The organism is Kordiimonas aestuarii (assembly GCF_025574465.1).
Classification (GTDB): Bacteria; Pseudomonadota; Alphaproteobacteria; order Sphingomonadales; family Kordiimonadaceae; genus Kordiimonas; species Kordiimonas aestuarii.
On record NZ_JAOBPP010000021.1, the window covers coordinates 1,297,730 to 1,317,500 of the forward strand.

The following is a 19,771-nucleotide window of genomic DNA, read 5'->3' on the forward strand; positions in this document are numbered from 1 at the left end:
TAGCGCCAAAAGCCCGTTAGGGTGAGCTTAGCTCCCCGATGATTATAACTGCGGCGAAGGCCAGTTTCGCGGAGCTAATTCCGAAAAAGGTCGAATTTCGATGTCGGAACTACGGCAGGCGGTGCCTGTCTTTAACCATGATTTCTGATCACTGTTGGTATTGATTTCGAATGAAACAAGCACAAAACGCGCGCAACAAACAGCGCGGTCGCTCACCGTCTCGTAAAGGCGGGGGGAAGCCAGGCGGCCCAGGGAACTCACGCAATGAACCGAAGGTTCGCGGTAACCCCAAGCAGCTTCTAGAAAAATACAAAAACCAGGCACGGGAGGCCAAGCAGGCCGGTGACCGTGTTTTGGCTGAATATTATTATCAGTTCGCGGACCATTACCAGCGTGTCCTGAACGACGTGCGTGGCCCAAGCCCCCAGGTCGATTATGACGAAGACGGTAATGAGATCGACGGCAACCTTGATGGCGGCCAAGACGGCGGTCGGCAGCAGAACACGCGTGGCGACAATGGCAACCGGCGTAGCAACAATCGTGGCCGGGGTCGTGGTAACGGCAATGGTCGCGATGATGATGGCGATGAAAACAGCGCGAGCCGCAATGAGCGTAGCGATGAGGGCGAAGGTCGTCAGCAGCAGCGTCGCGGTCGCGGCGGTCGCCGCCCTCGTGATGGTGACGCACAAGTGACTGATCCAGGTAACGCCGAGCAGCCGGTAGAGGTTCATCCGGAGCTTGATCTCGATGGTACGGTTTCCCCAGCAGTAGAGGGTGAAGCGGTTGAGAAGCCCAAACGGCGCCGTGCGGCACCAGCGACACCGCGCAAGCGTACACCGCGTGCGAAAAAGGTGGAAGGCGAAGGTGAAGCACCTACTGAGGCCTCCTCACCTGAGGATAACGCTGCGGCCTAGGTGGCTTAGCGCGACAATATGTTCACGGGAAAGGCTGCTTTTAGGCGGCCTTTTTTGTGTGCTGCTCTTGCCAGCGTCTGATATCATCCCCACATATTTTATGCCGAGCGTGCTTCAAAGAAGGCGCAGGCGAGTAATGCGTATATCCGGTTGCTGCTTCATGGGAAGGGCGATCATAATCATGGGGTTGATGACACATGAATATTGAAAACTATACTGACCGCACTCGCGGTTTTATCCAAAGCGCCCAGGGCCTCGCGCTCCGCGAAGGGCACCAGCGCTTCACACCTGAACATATTCTCAAGGTACTACTCGACGACGCGGAAGGCTTGGCTGCAAACCTTATTCGTGCCGCTGGCGGGCGCCCGACACATGCGCGTGAGGGCGTTGAGGAGGCGCTTGGCAAACTGCCAAAAGTGGAAGGCGCGGGTGCCGGGCAGTTGCATCTGGACCCACTTACAGCCCAGCTGTTTGCCAAAGCCGAGGAAGTCGCAAGCAAGGCGAGCGACAAATACGTCACAGCTGAACGTTTGTTGCTCGCGTTTTTGCTGACGGCGAAATGCGAAGGCGGCAAAATCCTTATGCAGGCGGGCGTTACACCCGATGGCCTCAATAAGGCAATCAACGACATTCGGAAAGGGCGGACCGCTGACACAGCGTCGGCCGAAGATGCCTATGATGCGCTGAAGCGATTTTCGCAGGATCTCACGGAACGGGCACGCGCAGGCAAGCTTGATCCGGTGATTGGTCGGGATGAAGAAATCCGCCGCACCATCCAGGTGCTGTCGCGCCGCACCAAAAACAACCCTGTGTTGATCGGGGAACCAGGTGTTGGTAAAACGGCGATCGCGGAGGGACTTGCGCTTCGGATTGCCAACGGTGACGTGCCGGACAGCCTGAAGCAAAAACGTATCATGGCCCTTGATATGGGGGCACTGATTGCGGGTGCCAAATATCGTGGTGAATTCGAAGAACGCCTCAAGGGCGTACTTCAGGAAGTCTCGCACGGTGAGGGCGATATCATCCTGTTCATCGACGAGATGCATACACTTGTGGGTGCGGGCAAGACCGATGGCGCGATGGACGCCTCTAATCTTCTTAAGCCAGCCCTTGCGCGCGGAGAGTTGCACTGTATTGGGGCGACCACGCTTAACGAATATAAAAAATATGTCGAGAAGGACGCTGCGCTTGAGCGTCGGTTCCAGCCTGTGCTGGTGCAGGAACCCACGGTGGAAGACACCATTTCGATCCTGCGGGGCCTCAAGGAAAAATACGAGTTGCACCACGGTGTGCGCATCACCGACGGCGCGCTGGTTGCCGCGGCGGCTCTGTCGAAGCGCTATATCACGGACCGCTTCCTCCCGGACAAGGCTATTGACCTAATGGACGAAGCGGCATCACGCCTGCGCATGGAAACGGAATCCAAGCCCGAAGAAATCGACGAGCTTGACCGCAAGATCATCCAGCTCAAGATTGAGCGCGAGGCAATGAAAAAGGAAAAAGACGAGGGTGCCAAAGCCCGTCTCAAGGACCTCCAGAAGGAACTGGCGGATTTTGAGCAACGCTCGGCTGAATTGACGGCGCGCTGGCAGTCTGAAAAGGACAAGATCGCGGGTGAGAAGCAACTCAAAGAGAAGCTCGATCAGGCGAGGATTGAACTGGAACAAGCGCAGCGCCGCGGTGATTATGGACGTGCAGGGCAACTGCAGCACGGGGAAATCCCTCAGCTCGAACAACGCCTTGAAAATGCCGCGAATGAAGGTGGTGAGGGTTTGCTGCGCGAAGAAGTGACAGATCAGGACATCGCGGGTGTTGTTGCACGCTGGACCGGTGTGCCGGTTGAAAAAATGCTGGAAGGTGAGCGTGACAAGCTCCTGCGTATGGAAGATGAACTTGGCAAACGGGTGATTGGCCAGACTGAGGCGCTTGAAGCGGTTTCCGCATCTGTACGGCGCGCCCGGGCGGGCTTGCAGGATCCGAACCGTCCGCTGGGCAGCTTCCTGTTCCTCGGGCCGACGGGTGTTGGTAAAACGGAACTGACAAAGGCCTTGGCGGCTTTCCTGTTCAATGACGACACCGCGTTGGTGCGCATTGATATGTCCGAGTTCATGGAGAAACACTCCGTCGCGCGGCTCATTGGAGCGCCGCCGGGTTACGTCGGGTACGAGGAAGGTGGTGTACTCACGGAGGCTGTGCGTCGACGCCCCTATCAGGTGGTGCTGTTTGACGAGGTAGAGAAAGCGCATCCGGATGTCTTCAACGTGCTATTGCAGGTGCTGGATGACGGCCGCCTGACCGACGGGCAGGGCCGGACGGTTGATTTCACCAACACCATGATCATCCTGACATCTAATCTTGGTTCGCACCTTATTGCCGAGCTGGGAGAAGATGATCCAGTTGAAAAGGTGCGTAACGAGGTGATGGATGTGGTCAAGAGTTCTTTCCGGCCCGAGTTTATCAACCGGCTGGATGAGATCATTCTGTTCCACCGGTTGGCGCGGGCCCATATGGCTGGCATCGTCGATATTCAGGTTGCGCGTCTGCAGAAGTTGCTGACCGACCGCAAGATCACCCTGAAGTTAGGCGACGGAGCCCGGGACTGGCTCGCAAACGCTGGTTACGACCCGGTCTACGGCGCACGGCCGCTCAAGAGAACGGTACAGAAATATGTACAGGACCCCCTTGCTGATAAGATACTGCGCGGCGCCGTGAAGCCCGGCAGCGCAGTTCAAGTGGACCTGAAGGACGGTGCGCTAGTCATCGTACCGCAAGCGGACACGTCCGCAGTAGCCTAAGGAAAAAACGAAAGGGGACAGCACGAATCTGCTGTAGCCCCTTTCGTTTCCTACAGAATTTTTATCCCTGTTCAGAATTGACACACCTCCGCCCCACAGCCCATAGTGGACTTCGCTCACCGCAATAAGGCTGCATATGCGACATAAGCTTTGCAAACAGCTATTCGAATTCTGGCAAGCTCGTTATGCATCGGGCAAGTTACCTGATTTGCAGGCGTTCTTTGATGAAGCCTCACTCAAATTCCATGACCGCGGCGTGGTTATCGTACGCGAAGCGGGTGATATCTTTTATGATTATTGTGGTGATGAAATCCTGAAGGCATTGGGTGCCGACATACTCGGGCAGTCCATGGCGTTTTGCTATTCGGAGAATTTCAAGGTGCTGCAGCTTGAAAGCGCCGCCGTCTGTTTTGATCAGCATGTCGGGCTTGACCGGTATTCGCGCTTCTGGTTTGGCCATCGGCACAAGGACGTGGAATGGCTGTTGCTGCCGGCGCGGGACACGATCGGCCGCCGCATCGTGCTGGTGGGCATGTCGGCGACTTTTGTGGAACATGACACACTGGATGCATTGGCCGCGGGCTCCGATCTGATCGAACGTATCATTGCGCAGGACTATCTGACACTCGGCAAGGCCATCGACCTTGACGGGATCGGGCGGGCAAGTTGGGCGATGCTTGACGCGATGGGGGCGGACGTAACGGTTAACGGCCAACCGGTCAGGCGCAGCAACGTTGCCATCGGCGGTGAAGCCGCCTACGCTGCGCGCAAGGCGTCGGTTGCAAGTGTGTTGGCGGTGGTGGACCGTAATTCATTTGAAGGCTCTGCCAAAATGCTTGAGGGCCTCTATAGTTTTCGCCGGGTAGAAACCTTCGGAGACGCTTTGGCGGTTTTGAGAAAAGACCGTGTTGATGTGCTGGTGCTCAATGAGCATGTGGAGGGCGGGCTTGGCATAGACCTCGTCAAATATGTTCAGGATGGTGAGGAAGACGCCGCCTGTGTTCTTCTTCTTGAGCCACGAGAGGGTGCTGAGGATACGGTAGTAAAAACCGACCAGGGCCTCGTTTATTGCCTTGTAAAACCGGTGGGTGACTTTGCCTTGCGCAAGGCCGTTGACGATGCCAGCAAATTTGTAACCAGCCGACAGAAAAAGCGCTTCTACGATGCACCTGAAAAACGCTGACTGCCCATACCGTACATTCTCTCACAGGCTGGACCGAGCCCGCCTTCTGGTCTAAAACGGCTGGACGGTTTCGGGAGATGTAGCAGAATGACAGCAACGACGTCGGCCTATATTCAACAGGCAGCCAGTCAACTTCAGCAGGGGCTGCTTGAGCCCGCTGAAAAGTTGCTCAATCAGCTTAATATGTCGACGCCGGGGCATCCTGACGTCCTGCACCTGTTGGCCATGGCGGCGAAGCAGCGCGGAGATCATACCCGCGCTGAATATTATTTCCGCGAAAGCCTTAAGGCTGCACCGCACCAAGCCGCTGTATATGCCAATTTAGCCAATATGCTTTCTGACATTGACCGCGCGGACGACGCGGTATTGTCCTATAAAAAAGCGGTTGAAATCGAACCCGCCTTCGCCACTGGATGGCATAATCTGGCGTTGATCTTATCTGACGTTGGAGACCATGACGGCGCGCTAGCTGCAGCAAGAAAATTCGAGGCGCTAGCGGGGCAAACTGCACAAACTGCAGAGCTTTTTGCCAGTGTTCATCAACACGCCGGAGAAATGAAAGCCGCGAAAAAGGCACTGGAAGGTGCCTTGAAGCGGGAGCCGAATAATGCGCGGCTTTGGAATGTGCTGGGTGCGTTGTTGCGCAGGAGTGCCGAGTTTACAGACGCGGCAGAAGCTTATGAAAAAGCGCGTAGCCTTGGGCTTCGCGACCCGGATATGTTTCAAAATCTTGCCGAAGCCTATTATGAAAACGCCGATATTACCAAGGCGGTTACGGTGCTGGACGATGCCGTAAAGGCGGTGCCAGATAGTGGTGCGTTGCATTATGTACGTGCCAAGTTTTGCTGGGAAGCTATGCCGGGCGAGGACCATCTGGCAGCCCTCAAGCAAGCGATCCCAAAACAAGCAAGTAATATCTCCCTTTGGGGCGCATATTTTGACCTCCTCAGCCACGAAGGCCGGTTTGAGGACATTCTCAAAGGTCTGTCGGAAGCGTACCGCTTCAATATCCATGCTCCGCGTCTCAGCCTCGCGGAAGCTGTCGCGTTGTCACGCACCGAAAAGGTTGAAGAAGCCACGGCAGTGTTTGAAGAGCTGTTGCGGGCAGATCCTGACAGTGCCCCGCCAAAGCTGAATTATGCCGCCCACTTGATGAAGGCGGGTGATCCTGAGAAGGCGGAAAAGCTGTGTGCGGACATATTGGCAAATGATCCTGGCAACCAGAAAGCCTGGACCTTTCGCGGCACTGCCTGGCAACTGATGGGAGATGAACGGGCGCATTGGCTGTTTGATTTTGAGCGCATGGTGAACCCGATCGACGTCGCCGCCCCGGATGGCTATGAAAGCCGAGCTGCTTTTTTTAACGCGGCCCAGCAAGAGCTCGATGCCCTGCACCGAATGCAATCTCATCCGCTGGACCAGACGTTGCGGGGTGGGACACAGACAAATGGCTTCCTGTTCCGTTTGAAAAATCCGGTGGTGCAGGAGCTTTATGCGCAGATCAAAAAGGCGGTGAAGGAAGTGATTTCAGGCTTTCCTGATGACCCTGCGCACCCCTTCTGGGGCCGCCGGGGCGAGGGTTTTGACTTCAGTGGCGCCTGGTCTGTGCGCCTGAAAAGCCAAGGATATCATACCAACCATTTTCATCCTGAAGGGTGGTTAAGTTCCGCGCTTTATATCGCTTTACCTGAAGAAGTGAAGGCCGGCAGCGGGACCGCGGGGCATATCCAGTTTGGTGTACCAACCATGGAGATGGGCATTGAGCTCGCCCCCGGTCGTATCGTGAAGCCAGAGGTCGGGCGATTGGTGTTGTTCCCGTCCTATATGTGGCATGGCACCATACCATTTTCATCAAATGAGCCACGGATGACCGTAGCTTTCGACGTGGTGCCAAAACCCTAGAGCAACCCGGCGTTCACAAGGTAGGAGCGTAACGGTGCAAGCTGCTTTTCATAATGTTTGTGCCGCCCGCTTGAATGTGTGTAGAGCGGCTCGCGCACTTGCCAGTAGCTGACGGTCTTGACCGTGTTTTTCAGCTTATGAAATTCAAGGCAGCCCTCGTGCCATGGCAGGCCGAGAAACTGCAGGAGCGCTGATGCACGCTCAGGCGGATTCTTGACGAAGTCATCATAGTTCATCTCGAAGATGTCTTCGGGGAACAGGGATTTCCAGTGCGCCATCAAGGTGTGCTGCTGTACATAATAGCGGCCGATATCAAGAAGGTCGCGTGCATAGGCCATGCTGTCCGCGAGCTCCAGAAAATAAACCGACAAGCAGTTGTCCAGTGGGTGACGGGTTGTATGAATGAAGCGCGCATTCGGGAAGAGAGTTTTGATTAGCCCGATATAGAGGAAGTTGTCGGGACGTTTGTCGGTGATCAATCCATGCTCGCCAAAACGGTCCTTCAGCAGGGTGGTATAGGCATCGGCCATTTGCTTCAGGTCTGGGGTGGTTTTCCCCTGGATGCCAGCCGGAAACGGTGCGAGTGTGCGGCCCGCCAGCGAGACAAAATATTCCAGTTCGCCCCCGGGGGTGGCATCCGGATGGGCGGCCAGGACCTGCTCTGTCAGGGTCGAACCAGAGCGGAACATACCACAAATGAAGGTCGGTGAGGCGTCGGAGACGGGCTGAATGCCCTTGAACCAGTCTTCGGTGAAGCAATCGCGTATGGCGGCGAAAGTGGTGTCGGCCGCCTTCTGGTCGTATGGCTTCGCGATGCTAGAGGCGAGTTCATTGGCAGCCTTATAACAGGCAAAGGCTGTTTCGTATTGAGCCTGTGAGTCGTGGGTTTTACCAAGCGCAAAATAGAGGCTGGAGGCCTCGCGTGGTGGCGTGTTCTTTGCCTTTGCGAACTTGGTAGCACCTGCCAAAAGGGCGGGGTCGATCTTTTGCGCTGTGCTCAGGTTCAAAAGGCGGGCCAAGGCTATGGCGTTATCCGGCGCTATTTCAACCACGCGACGATAGAGGTGTGCGGCGCCATCGCGATTGGACCGTTCTTCAAGCAGGTTGGCGTAATTGAGAAGTGCTGCGACATACGCCGGGTTGGCCCGGAGTGCTTCTTGCAGGCACTGCTCGGCCTCATCATCCTGCCGCAGGTGATCGCTATAGATCACCGCCTTGTTGAGCCAGACTTCCTCCGGCCCGTCGATGCCTAATTCCAGCGCTTTGTCATAGGCTTTAAGCGCATCGTTAAAACGGTGGGCACTACGCAGCATGAAGCCATGGTTGAAATACCCCGTGGCATAGCCAGGGAGCGTTTTGTGCAGCTTAGTGAAGGCTGCATCTGCCTTCTCGAAAGCTTCCGCGCGTCCATATATGTCGGCGGCGTCTGCAAGCAACTGGGCAGGGCCAGATACGTGAGGTGCCAGCGCCATCATATGGTCCGCTGCGGCGACAAACCTGCGTTCGTCGAGGTTCAGGCGGATAAGGGCGCTCATCACCTGTATCTGAGGGGCATCCGTATCAATCAGTGCCTCAAGCATGGCGATGGCGTTTTTCCTGTCCCCGGCTTGGGCGTATTGGACAGCGCGAGCAAATTGCTCACCAGCGGTATGGTCGCCGATCTTAGTCACCGATCAGGCCAGCGGCTTCAAGTTTGTCATGCAGCGGGCCGAGGTGGTTTTCGTAATTGCGCCAGTTTTCAACCGAGCTGGTGTAAATCGGCTCGCGGATCTGTGCGGCACTCGCCGTCGATGAAGCGGTGGCCGACTTCTCAACAGCGGCCAAGTCGTTCGACCACGCAAAGCCACAGTGCTCGGCGATGCGTTTGCCTTCGCTCTTTGGCGACGTGACCAGTTTCTCGTAAGAGACATCCAGAATGTCGTCTGGCAGTAGCGCGGACCAGTGCGTCATCAGCTTATGATACGCGATGTAATACTCAGCGAGTTCCGACATGTCGTAGGAGAAGAAATAGGCTTGGTTAAATAATGTTTTATAAACTGCGAAGCACGTGTCCATCGGGTTGCGTACAAGATGGATGATCTTGGCATTAGGCAGTGCTTTTTTGATAAGCCCGCAATAGAGAAAGTTGAACGGTAGCTTGTCGGTGAAACGGCCGGCCTTGCCTATCATGCCGTGGACATTCTGCAGATACAGTTCACCCATACGGGTGTAGTCAGCTTCCAGCGCGGCGCTGAGCGGATTCAGGCCCTTATCCGGGTTCTGCACAATATGAGTGTTGATAACCGCGCGCATTGCGAGAGAAAAGTCATTCAGTTCGCCGCCGGAGGTGACATCGGCGTGGTTGCCGAGGATCCGCTCCACGAGCGTGGTGCCTGTGCGCGGCATGCCGACGATAAAGATCGGCGCATCGACGGTGGCACCTGCGGCCATGCTGTCATATGCCTGCTTGGTGAAGGTGGTGGTGATATCGGTCATATTCTGGACTTCGGAGCCAACATCATAGCGCAAATGAGCGCGTTGAACGTCCGCCCCCCGTTTCAGCGCCGCAAAGGCTTCTTCGTAATTGCCAAGATCTTCCTGTTCCTTGGCGAGCGCATAGGAGGCGCCAACTTCATCCTTCCAGACCGTTTTTTGGCCGAGGACCGCCTGCAGCACTGTTGTATGGTTGTCGGCCGGTGTCTGTTTTTTCAGTTTAGCGCGTAACATTAGCGCCTCCCCGTGCCCGGGCGCTTTTGCGAGGAAGCGTGATACAGCGTCTTCCGCGCCCGTCATGTCACCGCAATAATAACGATTTTTAGCGAGCTCAAAGAGAAAATGCGGACTATCCAAGCCCATGGATTTTGCTTTGGTAAGATAGCCTTCAGCGCCGGTCGGGTTGTCGGCGCGCATAAAAATCTGGCCGGCCTGAAATTGGACACCGGCGTCTTCAGGCTTTAGCGCGGCAGCTGCTTTAGCACTTTCCTGTGCCTGCATGCCCTGACGTAGCATGAGTTCGACCTGGGCCTTTTTCAGATGCAGTGCAGGCGCGCCACTATCCAGTTCGATCGCGCGGCTGATATACTTCAGTGCCTCGGTAAAGCTTCCCCGATACAGCGCGACCTCACAGGCAAAATAGCAAACGGGTGGCAAGTCGGGGAACTGCGCAAGCAAAGCTTTGCTGATGCCTTCCGCTTTTTCCGGTTGTTTGTCGGCGAGAAGCTGCAGGCCTTGGCGAATTAGCTGAAGCGCATCCATGGTTTCGTCCCTGTATTGTGGCGCGGCGTATTTTCCACACCGTTATTCTTGGCCCTAGTTTAGGGCGTAAAAAACGCGAACAAAAGATTAAAAAAAGGCGGGCCGAAGCCCGCCTTTCCAAAAAGACTGTACCCTCAGGATTAGAAGGCAACCTGTACGTTTGCGTGCAGGTAACGACCCAGTGTGTCGTAGTAACCAGCAAACGTGTTGGCGTTGGTGGAGAAGTTACCACCTACGAGCGGAGGCTCTTTGTCGAAGATGTTGTTCACACCAACGAGGAAGCCAACATGCTCGTTCACGTCAAACGAAGCTTTGAGGTCGAAGTAGGACTGGGCTGCGATATGATCGTCAACCGAACCGTCGCCGAGACCGCCTACGCTACCGAAGTAACGCCACTTGGCGGAAACGCTCCACCAGCTGTCAGGCGTGAAGTTAACGGTCATTGTGTGACGCCATACTGGCTGAGCGAAACAGCCGTTAGATGTATAGTCGTCTACGCAATCATACTCGTCGTTCTCAAGGCCGCCAACTGGGTCAACTTCTTTCTTGAGCATGTATGTGCCCGAGACTTTAGCCGACACAGTACCTACGCCAACATCAGTGGTGTAGTCAGCTGCAACGTCGATACCTTGCAGGTGCTGACCACCGGTGTTGATGAGCGTACCAACAACGTAACCAGCGTTACCGAGCCACAGGCTGCCACCGTTACCACGGTTGATCAGGCTACAGAACTCGGTTGCACCAGTGAGACCACACTGACGAACAGCGATTTCTGGATCGATGTTCGCAATGGCGTCTTCAAGCTGGATGTCCCAGAAGTCAACGCGCATTTGAAGGCCAGCCGTTGGGTTGGCAATTACACCAAACGTCCAAGAGTCAGCTTTCTCAGGATTGATGGTTGGGTTACCACCGTACAGTGCGTTGTACTGGCTAGCTGGGCTGAGCGAGATGCTACCGTACTGAGCAGCGGATACGCCAGTGTTCGCACACTGTGCAGCAGTCAGCTCAGGAGTATCACCCGCACATGGGTCAACACCGCCCCACAGACCACGGCTCTGCGGCGAGAACAGCTCGTTCACGTTCGCAGCACGAACAGCGCGGTTGTAGCTACCAACGAATTTGATTTCGTCGATTGGGTTCCAGGACAGCGCAACTTTGTAAGTCTCGGTGCTGCCGGAAGTGTTGTAGTCAGAGTAACGACCACCAAGCTCAAGCTCAAAGGTTGCAGGCAGTGGAACGATCAACTCGCCGAAGATTTCTTTCACATTGTAAGAACCTTCAACAGATGGTGTCGCGCCGCCTTGGCCGAGAAGCTGACCTTCGGAGAATACGGTATCGGAGTTAGAGTCGAATACTTCTTTGCGGTATTCAACACCCAGAACCGCCTGTACAGAGTCTTCCGCGCTAGGCACGGTGAAACCGAGGTCGCCCGTTACGTAAGCGTTGGCGATGTATTCTTTGGTGATACCTTCAAGAACAGCAACACCGGTCAGGCCACCAGCCTGCTCAGCAGTTACGCCTTGGTACTGGAATACATCATATTCTTCGTTTTCGAGAGCCGTACGAATGTTCGGCGCGAAGAAGTCATTTACGTAGTTGGATACGAATGTGGTCGAACCATACTGGAACGAAGCATCATAGGACCAAGTGTCCGTGATGTCGCCTTTAACACCAGTTACGATGCGGAATGCATTGTGGCTGATGAGGTTCGCACGTGGGCCGCCTTCTACGTTACGCTTACCAATGTAAACGCCAAACTGCTCGCCTGGGCCGATACCGTATTGGTCGGTGAGCCACTGACGCTGAGCATCATTCAGGAGGCCGGATTCGTATGGCAGGTTGTACTGCTCGGCGAAGAACGTACCGGACTCAGCGATCTGAGCGTCGGTGCGGTCGCGCATGAAGCTAACTTCCATGTATGGACGAGCGTGTTCGTTGATCTCGTAATCAATGAACGCACCAAATGTCCAACGCTCGTCAGGGCGCATGAAGTGGTTAACCGGGGCGTAGTTGTATACGTTCGAAGCACCGTCAACAAAGTTGCTGTTCGAATCAAGCGTCCAACGGTTAGCGAAGTCCATGTCGTCAGGCGCGCCGAGGTAGAAGTTAGGAATTTCGGCGTTACCAGAACCACCACAAGACGTGCCTGAGGCGCTCAGAGCACATGACGAATAGTCACGGTCTGCTTGCAGGAACTCTTCAACCTTACGCCATGTAGCGTATACAGTTGCGTGACCGTTGCCGTCAGCAAACTCGCCACCCATGGTCACGTCAACGTTGTAAGAAACGCCGTCGATGCCGTTCGAACCCGATGGGTATTCGAAGTTTTTCGCATCCATCAGACCTTGGATGTAGTCGTTGTTGTTGTTGTGCTGGAAACCGGAGATGCCAGCGCTGATTTCGATACCTTCGAAATCGTCTTTCATCACGAAGTTAACAACGCCGGCAACAGCGTCAGCACCGTATGTCGCCGAAGCACCACCGGTGATCACTTCAGCACGCTCAACGAGCGATGCAGGGATCTGGTTGATGTCAGGCGCGTTGCTGAGGCCACCAGGCTGCAGGCGACGACCATTTACGAGCACGAGAGTACGAACAGTACCCATGCCGCGAAGGTCAAGCGTTGCAGTACCGGAGGCACCGTTGGAGATGTAAGCTGTTTGCGCAGCTTCGATCTGCGGCAAGCTGTTCATCATGTCCTCGACCCGTGTGAAGCCCGACAGTTGAATGTCGGCGCTCGATGTCACGGAGATCGGGCTGGCACTGGTGAAGTCCTTACGTACGATACGGGAACCGGTAACGACGACCTCTTCAAGGTCGAATTCTTCGGTATCCGCGTCTTGTGCGGACGCACCCGTTACACCTGCACCTAGCGCGAAGCTGGCGAGGAGGGTAGCGGCGCTGCCCATCAGGGCAGTACGACGCAGTTTCTTGAGTTCCTTAGACACTCTGCGTTTCCTCTTCTCTATTATTGCTTTCCAAGCACTCGGAATTCGCGGAAAATTTTAACCGCACATAAGGTCTAGCCAGATTCTGTCCTCGGGCGACACAAAAGTTTAACGTTCAGCATGGGTGAGCTAATGTATTAAACGAAGGGTGTGTTATTTGCGCCACAGATATAAACGATAGATTAGCTTGGCAAATAATCGGCTGTTTTTGGCCGTATATCTGGCTTTGGGCCATCTAAACCGATGGTCAGGTAGGAAGGGGAAAGGGCCTATAGTGGCTGAGGTGCCTCACGCGCCCATTTCGACAATATCCACTTGATCCCATTCTTGGGCGGCTCGCCGGAATGCAGGGTCGCGCGGTCCGGTTCCCCGTGCTGATTCACGTTGGAAAATTCCAGAAATGAGCCTCTTTCGCCGACGTGGGCCAGCCCGGCATGATGGAAGCAGGTGGCACCGCCGCTATAACCGTCATTCAGATATAGCAACCCTGTCTTCACACGTTGTCCGCCTTTTTCCAGATGAGGCCGGTGAGCAGGAAAGGCTGGGTCGAAAAAGTCGAAATGCGGGGCGTAGGATTGTCCCGTTTTATATTGCAGCAGCGACAGCGGGTCACCGTGATCGTGCAGGTGGCCCATGGCGTTCATGATTCGGGCATTCACGGATAAGGTGATGAGGTCTGCCTCAAGCAGACGAAAGTTCGCGAAGCTGTTGGTGCGCGTATTGTCAACTGTTTCGCCCGCATCTGCGTCGTGCACGGTTGCGGCGCCAAGGTGGGCAAGGCCTGCGGTAATCATATAGTCACATAACGGAGCGGGCAGGAAACCCTGTCGGACAGCAACCTGTGGGAACTGATTGATGATTGTCGGCGCGGGCATGGGGGCTAGGTGAGGCAGTGCCACCAGCCGCTTCAATTCGGCCCAGGGGATGCGGGCCGCAAGCTCCGGCGCTGTCGGGCGCCGCATTTTCTGGCCTTTCAGGCCTTCAGCCGCGGAGGCCGCGAGCAGATTGCCGTCTTCTGCGGCCGCTACAATCCATCCGGCCCCCTGTGCCTTGATGGTGGGGTCATGATCGGCGCATAGATCCTGGCCAAGCAGGTATTTGGCAGTGGGTAGGCCACCGCAAGCTGCTGCGTATAATAAGGTGCGGCGAAGGATAAGGAGGCGGGGGAGAGGACGAAGCAGGACGCCTAGTTGCAAAAGCGCGGCTGCGTCGCCAGCTTTTGCGGCACGGCACAGCCAGCTTGTTGCTTTTTCCCAGCTCTGCTCGATCCCCGTACCAGAGGCACAGAGGTTGACCATAAGGCGGCAGGCCTGAAGGTCTCCCTGTCGGGCGATATCCAAGATATGCCGCGCACCTTGCACGGCGTCTCTTTCAACATATGTACCAGTTACCGTCCATACAGCCAGCTGGAGCGTGGCAGGTGCAAACCCTTTTTCCACCGCCCGACGAGTCCATACAAGAGCATTAACGGTGTCGCCGCTGGCCTCGCACGTCAATGCGAAGTCGAACATGGTCGCGGGGTTGCCATCCTGCGTAGGCATCCCGGTAACGGTATCGGTGACATGGTGGGTTGGCTGCATATCCATGACCCTGTTGTGTCGCGGAGAGAAATACGCCGGGCCATAGGCCCGGCGTACATGTGTGTTGAACTATACGCCTTTAGAAGTTGGCGCGGAAGCCGAAGGTGAAGCGACGTCCCACCACATCGTAGGTGCCGGCGTCGGTGTTCAGCTGTCCGGCGACGCCGCGACCGAAGATCGGAGCCTTCTTGTCAAAGAGGTTATCGACGTTGGTAAACAGTGCGATATTCTCGCTCAGCCTGTAACGCAGGCCAAGGTCGAAATAGTTCACCGACGGGATAACCGGCACGAGCGTATCCGCAGCATCACGTGTGCCGAAGGCGACACGTTCGTCCGTCACGCTGTCAATGTAACGGTGGCGAATCGATGCCGAGAAGTCCTCAATCGTATAGGTCAGGCGTGTGGTGAATGCCCACTCGGGGTTGGCACGACCACAAACCGTCCGCACACCGATCAGGCCTACACAGTCTTGTTCGTCGACAATCGGGCTGCCTTGGGTGATTGCCTCAAGGAAGCGGGTGCCAAGCATCTTGATGTCGAAGTTGCCACCCAGTGCATCAAAGTTGTAGGCGACGGAGAAGTCGACCCCTTTTGCCGTGAACTTCGCAATGTTCTGGTTAAACAGTGGCACCTTCTCCAACTGGCCATCAGTGCGGCGTGTGGTCAGTACCTGACAGAACGGATCGTTGATATCAAGGGCCGCCTGACAGGCATCCATGGTGGATTGAAGGCCGCCACCGAATGTTGCAATCGCGTCGTCGACAATGATGCTGTAGTAATCGGCTGTGACGGTAAGGCCCGGAACAGCTTCCGGCGTCAGGACCGCACCCACCGACCATGTGGTTGATGTCTCTTCAAAGAGATCGGGGTTACCGCCAAGCAGGACCTCGATCTGGGCGTCCTGTTGCTGGAACGTGTCGATCTGATCCGCAGGCACGCCCAGTTGTAGGCAGAATGCCCGCTCGGCCGCTGTGCGTGTAGATGTCGCGTTACAGAAATCAGTCGCGCCCGGGAAGCTGTTGGATGCCCCGAGGAACAGTTCGTTGACGTTTGGTGCCCGAACCGCACGCTGGTACAGACCGCGGAATTTCAGGTCATCGATTGGCCGCCATTCACCACCGATCTTGTAGCTTGTGACGCCGCCGGCTGTGGAATAGTCGGAGAAGCGTACACCTGCCTCAATCCCAAGGTACTGCGCGCCAGCAACACCGGAGAGGATTGGCACAACGGTTTCAAGGTAGATTTCCTTGACGTCGTAATCGCCTTTGGTAGGCAGGCCGGCATTGAAGCCATCGACATCACCGGTGGCGAGGAAGGTATCTGGCTGGGTTTCAGCCCGTTCCTTGCGGTATTCAACACCAGCTGCGAAGCCCAGATCACCGGCAGGCAGTTCCATGATGCTGCCTGCGATGGTGGCGCCAACCTGCTGCTGCGATACCATCGTTACATTGGTTGCAGCAATCTTGAGGTAATTGATCATTTCCTCAGTCATGTTGCCTTCACCAAACGGATTGATGACAACACAACCATTGACAGGGTTCAGACACTGTGTCGGATCATCGGGGTCAACAAGCAGGCCCGCCTTGAAGCGCGAGATAACGATGTTACCATCCTGACGTTGGGTCTGCTCAGCCTTGCCGTAGTTATAAAAGACTTCCCAGTTCATACCGTTTGACAGGTCGCCGTTGAAGCCCACCACGTAGCGGTGCATCTTGTTGTTGTCGATGTTCAGACGGGGGCCTGCTTCCAGCATGCGGCGGTTGATCGTCAATTGTACGATGTTATCGCCATCATCGTCGCGGGTCGCAAACAGATTCCGCAGTGATTGTGACATGTACGGGTTGCGCAGGTCGATATCGACATTTGCTTCCGAGAACGGGGTCGCTGCAAGCTGCGCTTCGATGCGGTTATTGGTGTAACTCATCTCTGCAAACATGTTGATGCCATCAGTCAACTGATAGTTACCAATTGCTGTGACGGCGACACGGTCGAGGGGTAGCTGCAGGTTGTTCACCGGTGCGAAGTTATAAGCATGCTGTGAACCGTCATAGGCGACCGGGTTGCCGTTGTCGTCTACGAGGAAGTTAAAACCGCCCGAGCCGCTGAATCGACCCTGCGGGATCGAGGAACTGCCGCCCGGCAGGAAGATCGGGTTGCCATTGTCGTCGGAAAATTCGTCAAGCTGTACCGCTGCAAAGTCCCGATCACCGGCAAGCGTTTGGGCGCGTTTCAGGTAGTTGCCGTAGATCACCACGTTACCACGACCGTCGGCGAAGTTACCGCCAAGGGTGAAGTCAACGTTGTATCGTTCTGAATCGCCCTCCTGGCTCAGACCATATTGGCCGTTCACCTGAACGCCTTCAAAATCGTCCTTGAGGATGAAGTTGACCACACCGGCCATGGCGTCGGAACCATACACTGCCGAGGCCCCTCCCGTAACAACTTCGACCTGCTTGATAAGTGCAGGAGGGATATTGTTCAGGTCAACCACGCCGTTGGCACCAGTGCCAACCATGCGACGGCCGTTCAGCAGCACAAGAGTGCGGGCTGTGCCGAGGTTGCGAAGGTTTACGTTTGCCTGTCCATTGCCAGGGTTGTTGGTGGTTGGGCCGTTGCTTGATGCGGTTTGTGGTAAGCCGTCAAGAACACGGTCTACTTCCACGAAAGCACCAACGTTGATCTCTTCCGCTGAGATCACGTTGACTGGGCTGTTGGCAATCAGGTCTTTCCGCGGAATGCGGGAACCGGTTACCACCACTTCTTCGAATTCGGCATCGGCATTCTGGCTATCCTGCGCATAAGCAACCGAGGTCGTGAGAGCCATCGCAGCAAGCACCGATGCGGTACTGCCGAGAAGGCCAGCTTTAAAGGTCCTACCCTTATTGTAAGTCATTCTATTCTCCTCCCAGTGAGAACTGTTGGTCCTAAAGAGGAGTCAATGACGGACTAGAATAAGATATAATGAAACAAGTCTTTACGTTTTTAATACAGTTATATAACCATCAATTATTGAAACTGTGCTAAATGAAACACATCAAAAAGTTATAGATTATTTATATAGTTTATAATTTTACTTCTTAGGTTTAATGTTTTGTTGGGTAGCGGTGCTGGAGGACATGGGATGGGGTAGTTGTGGGAATGCCAAGGATAAGGCATGCTGCGGCGCAGATTCGGGGCTTTCCGTTCATGTCGACTATAAAAAAGGCGCAGCCGACAGCCACGCCTTTTCGAGGGTCTTTGGGTATTGATTAGTTGACGCGTTTCACACGGAAGGTTTTGCCCGTTTCATCAACTGTCATGAATAGGCCACCAATATCCGTTTCGTGGATACGTACCGCCATCCCTGGTTTGATGCGGCCAGGTTTGGAATCGTCAACATTTTGCCAGATATGACCATTCTCGAGTTTGATGTACAGGTCACCAATCGCGGAACGTTTGGTCGCGACGATGCTGCTGTGGATGGTGTTGAAGCCACCGTCAGTCGCGCCACGCTGGCCAAATTCTTCAAGGGCGAGGGCGGCGAGGTCAGCCTGGCGCTGCTCTTCAGCGGCAATCACGGCTTCCTTTTCAGCCTTTTCCCGTTCTGCTTCGGCGCGTAACCGTTTGGCTTCCTTGTCGGCGGCAACCCTCAGGCGTTCAGCTTCAGCCCGTTCGGTTGCAGCAACAGCTTTTAATCGCTCTGTCTCGGCTTTCAGCTTGTCGGCTTCTTTCAGTCTTGCGGTTGCGCGCTCAAAATCAAAGACAGATGCAGCCTTGTCGAAACAGGCAAGCCGCTCGGTATTGCTGGCGATTTCCGCACAAGCCTTGAAAGCTTGCAGGTTGCTCTGTGCGTCGTCTGCCGCTATGGGCATGGCCGCCAGCCCCGTCAGTGCGAGCCCAAAGCTCAGGTGCCCCAGTTTCATTCCGTGTTCCCTCTCACATATATATAGCGTCGTGTATATAGCGTCGTGCGACGCATTGTATTGTCGCCGCACATCATTGTCTCGCGAAGATGAGCGGCAGATGAATGAGCGGCGTTTAGCGGTCAGTGCCCTGCACATCAGTCACGTTTTCCGCGCTTGCCTGCCCGCCGCCAGCGCTGCCGGCCGTCAAAATCAGTGAGCGCTGGGTCTGGATCTGGGCAATGTCTGCCAGTAACCTGGTACGCGAGGCAGCATATGCCTCAAGGTCTTGGCCCTTAAGTTCACGGCCTGTTGGCAGGTCCAGTGTCAGCGGGTTGGTCTGGTTGCCGTTCATCAGCACTTCATAGTGAAGATGCGCTGCGCTGACGCGGCCCGTCGCGCCGGCGTAGCCGATAATCTGCCCCTGCCTGACCCGTGCCCCCGCCTTGATGCCTTTGCCGTACTTGCTGAGGTGCGCATAGGCGGTCTTATAAGTACCATTATGGCGAATGCGGATATAATTCCCGTAGGAGCCATAACGACTGGCGCGCTCAACAACGCCATCACCGGCGGCCATGATGGGTGTGCCGGTACGCGCCCGGAAGTCGACACCCTTGTGCATGCGGGTATAGCCGAGTACCGGATGTTTCCGGCGCCCGTAGCTGGAGGTTACCACCGTGACGTCCAGTGGTGTTTTCATCAATGCCTTGCGGGTGCTGTGTCCCTTGCCGTCGAAATAGTCGCTCTCGCCATTGGCATCGACAAAATAATTGGCTTCCAGCTCCCGTTTTTGCATGGTCAGGCGCGCTTGCAAAAGCTGGCCTTCCTGCATGTCGCCGAAATCAGGGGCATACTTACGCTCGAAATAAACCTGGAATTTATCACCGGTCCTGATTTCGCGCTCGAAATCCACATCAAAGCTCATCAGGCGAATGAGTTCCACGATCACGGCGGTTGGCAAGCCTTCGCGCTGCGCGGACAAATACAGGCTGTCCGTTATCTCGCCTTCCACCAATCGGGTGAGGGAAATGGTGGATATCGGTTCGCGGGTGGCTTTGAAGCCATTCTCAGTTGCAGTGACCACAGCTTCGGCGTCAAAGCTGTCACGCATGCGTAGAGCAGTAACCTCACCGTCCGGGGTTATCTTAATTCGTACGTCCTGACCCCGCTGCAGGCGGCGCAGGTTTGTGACGCCGCGCAGTTCGGCAACAATGCTGTGTGCAGTCGCGGACGACAGCTCAGCGCGTAGCAGCAGGCCGATCAGTGTTTCGTTCCGCTTCAGGCTATATCGTTTCTCAACGGGCATGGCGGGCGCGGTTTCAGCTATGTCCTCC

11 protein-coding genes (1 of these 11 only partly in view) are annotated in these 19,771 nt (G+C 55.5%); 4 read left to right on the top strand and 7 right to left on the bottom strand.

Features of this window, described 5'->3' with window-relative positions:
• Window positions 1-170: 170 nt before the first annotated feature.
• The 4 genes from OEU85_RS18485 (at window position 171) to OEU85_RS18500 (ending at window position 6,794) form a co-directional block, all read left to right on the top strand.
• Window positions 171-914: a DUF4167 domain-containing protein gene (locus tag OEU85_RS18485; RefSeq protein WP_262693014.1), complete on the top strand. Its 744-nt coding sequence runs from the start codon at window positions 171-173 to the stop codon at window positions 912-914.
• Between the two features lie 197 nt (window positions 915-1,111).
• Window positions 1,112-3,709: an ATP-dependent chaperone ClpB gene (gene clpB, locus OEU85_RS18490; protein WP_262693015.1), complete on the top strand. Its 2,598-nt coding sequence runs from the start codon at window positions 1,112-1,114 to the stop codon at window positions 3,707-3,709.
• Between the two features lie 136 nt (window positions 3,710-3,845).
• Window positions 3,846-4,892, top strand: coding sequence for a hypothetical protein (locus tag OEU85_RS18495; RefSeq protein WP_262693016.1), 1,047 nt, complete (start codon window positions 3,846-3,848; stop codon window positions 4,890-4,892).
• Window positions 4,893-4,979: 87 nt separating this feature from the next.
• Window positions 4,980-6,794 carry a tetratricopeptide repeat protein gene (locus OEU85_RS18500; RefSeq protein WP_262693017.1) on the top strand — a complete coding sequence of 605 codons (1,815 nt, stop codon included), beginning with the start codon at window positions 4,980-4,982 and terminating at the stop codon, window positions 6,792-6,794.
• Here the strand turns inward: OEU85_RS18500 and OEU85_RS18505 are convergent.
• The 7 genes from OEU85_RS18505 to OEU85_RS18535 form a co-directional block, all read right to left on the bottom strand.
• The gene (locus OEU85_RS18505) at window positions 6,791-8,464 is read right to left on the bottom strand and encodes a tetratricopeptide repeat-containing sulfotransferase family protein (protein ID WP_262693018.1); all 1,674 of its coding nucleotides are present in this window, start codon (window positions 8,462-8,464) and stop codon (window positions 6,791-6,793) included. The genes OEU85_RS18500 and OEU85_RS18505 overlap by 4 nt on opposite strands.
• Window positions 8,457-10,028, bottom strand: a complete 1,572-nt coding sequence (locus OEU85_RS18510; RefSeq protein ID WP_262693019.1) for a tetratricopeptide repeat-containing sulfotransferase family protein — start codon at window positions 10,026-10,028, stop codon at window positions 8,457-8,459. Before OEU85_RS18510 ends, OEU85_RS18505 begins: the two co-directional genes overlap by 8 nt.
• A gap of 140 nt (window positions 10,029-10,168) precedes the next feature.
• Window positions 10,169-12,976 carry a TonB-dependent receptor plug domain-containing protein gene (locus OEU85_RS18515; RefSeq protein WP_262693020.1) on the bottom strand — a complete coding sequence of 936 codons (2,808 nt, stop codon included), beginning with the start codon at window positions 12,974-12,976 and terminating at the stop codon, window positions 10,169-10,171.
• A gap of 269 nt (window positions 12,977-13,245) precedes the next feature.
• The gene (locus OEU85_RS18520) at window positions 13,246-14,556 is read right to left on the bottom strand and encodes a 2OG-Fe(II) oxygenase (RefSeq protein WP_262693021.1); all 1,311 of its coding nucleotides are present in this window, start codon (window positions 14,554-14,556) and stop codon (window positions 13,246-13,248) included.
• A 79-nt stretch (window positions 14,557-14,635) separates the two neighbouring features.
• The gene (locus OEU85_RS18525) at window positions 14,636-17,449 is read right to left on the bottom strand and encodes a TonB-dependent receptor plug domain-containing protein (protein ID WP_262693022.1); all 2,814 of its coding nucleotides are present in this window, start codon (window positions 17,447-17,449) and stop codon (window positions 14,636-14,638) included.
• A gap of 355 nt (window positions 17,450-17,804) precedes the next feature.
• Window positions 17,805-18,458: a type VI secretion protein gene (locus tag OEU85_RS18530; protein WP_262693023.1), complete on the bottom strand. Its 654-nt coding sequence runs from the start codon at window positions 18,456-18,458 to the stop codon at window positions 17,805-17,807.
• Between the two features lie 115 nt (window positions 18,459-18,573).
• A protein-coding gene (locus tag OEU85_RS18535; protein WP_262693024.1) for a M23 family metallopeptidase crosses the window boundary here: on the bottom strand, window positions 18,574-19,771 show its 3' portion. The gene runs 266 nt beyond the window's last position; 1,198 of the gene's 1,464 nt are visible here — the last part of the coding sequence; its start codon lies beyond the right edge, outside the window — the gene reads right to left on this strand; the stop codon is at window positions 18,574-18,576.

Coding starts and splice junctions, on each gene's coding strand:
- OEU85_RS18485 (WP_262693014.1), top strand. CDS start 171: ATGAAACAAGCACAAAACGCGCGCAACAAACAGCGCGGTCGCTCACCG.
- clpB (WP_262693015.1), top strand. CDS start 1,112: ATGAATATTGAAAACTATACTGACCGCACTCGCGGTTTTATCCAAAGC.
- OEU85_RS18495 (WP_262693016.1), top strand. CDS start 3,846: ATGCGACATAAGCTTTGCAAACAGCTATTCGAATTCTGGCAAGCTCGT.
- OEU85_RS18500 (WP_262693017.1), top strand. CDS start 4,980: ATGACAGCAACGACGTCGGCCTATATTCAACAGGCAGCCAGTCAACTT.
- OEU85_RS18510 (WP_262693019.1), bottom strand. CDS start 10,028: ATGGATGCGCTTCAGCTAATTCGCCAAGGCCTGCAGCTTCTCGCCGAC.
- OEU85_RS18520 (WP_262693021.1), bottom strand. CDS start 14,556: ATGCAGCCAACCCACCATGTCACCGATACCGTTACCGGGATGCCTACG.
- OEU85_RS18525 (WP_262693022.1), bottom strand. CDS start 17,449: ATGACTTACAATAAGGGTAGGACCTTTAAAGCTGGCCTTCTCGGCAGT.
- OEU85_RS18530 (WP_262693023.1), bottom strand. CDS start 18,458: ATGAAACTGGGGCACCTGAGCTTTGGGCTCGCACTGACGGGGCTGGCG.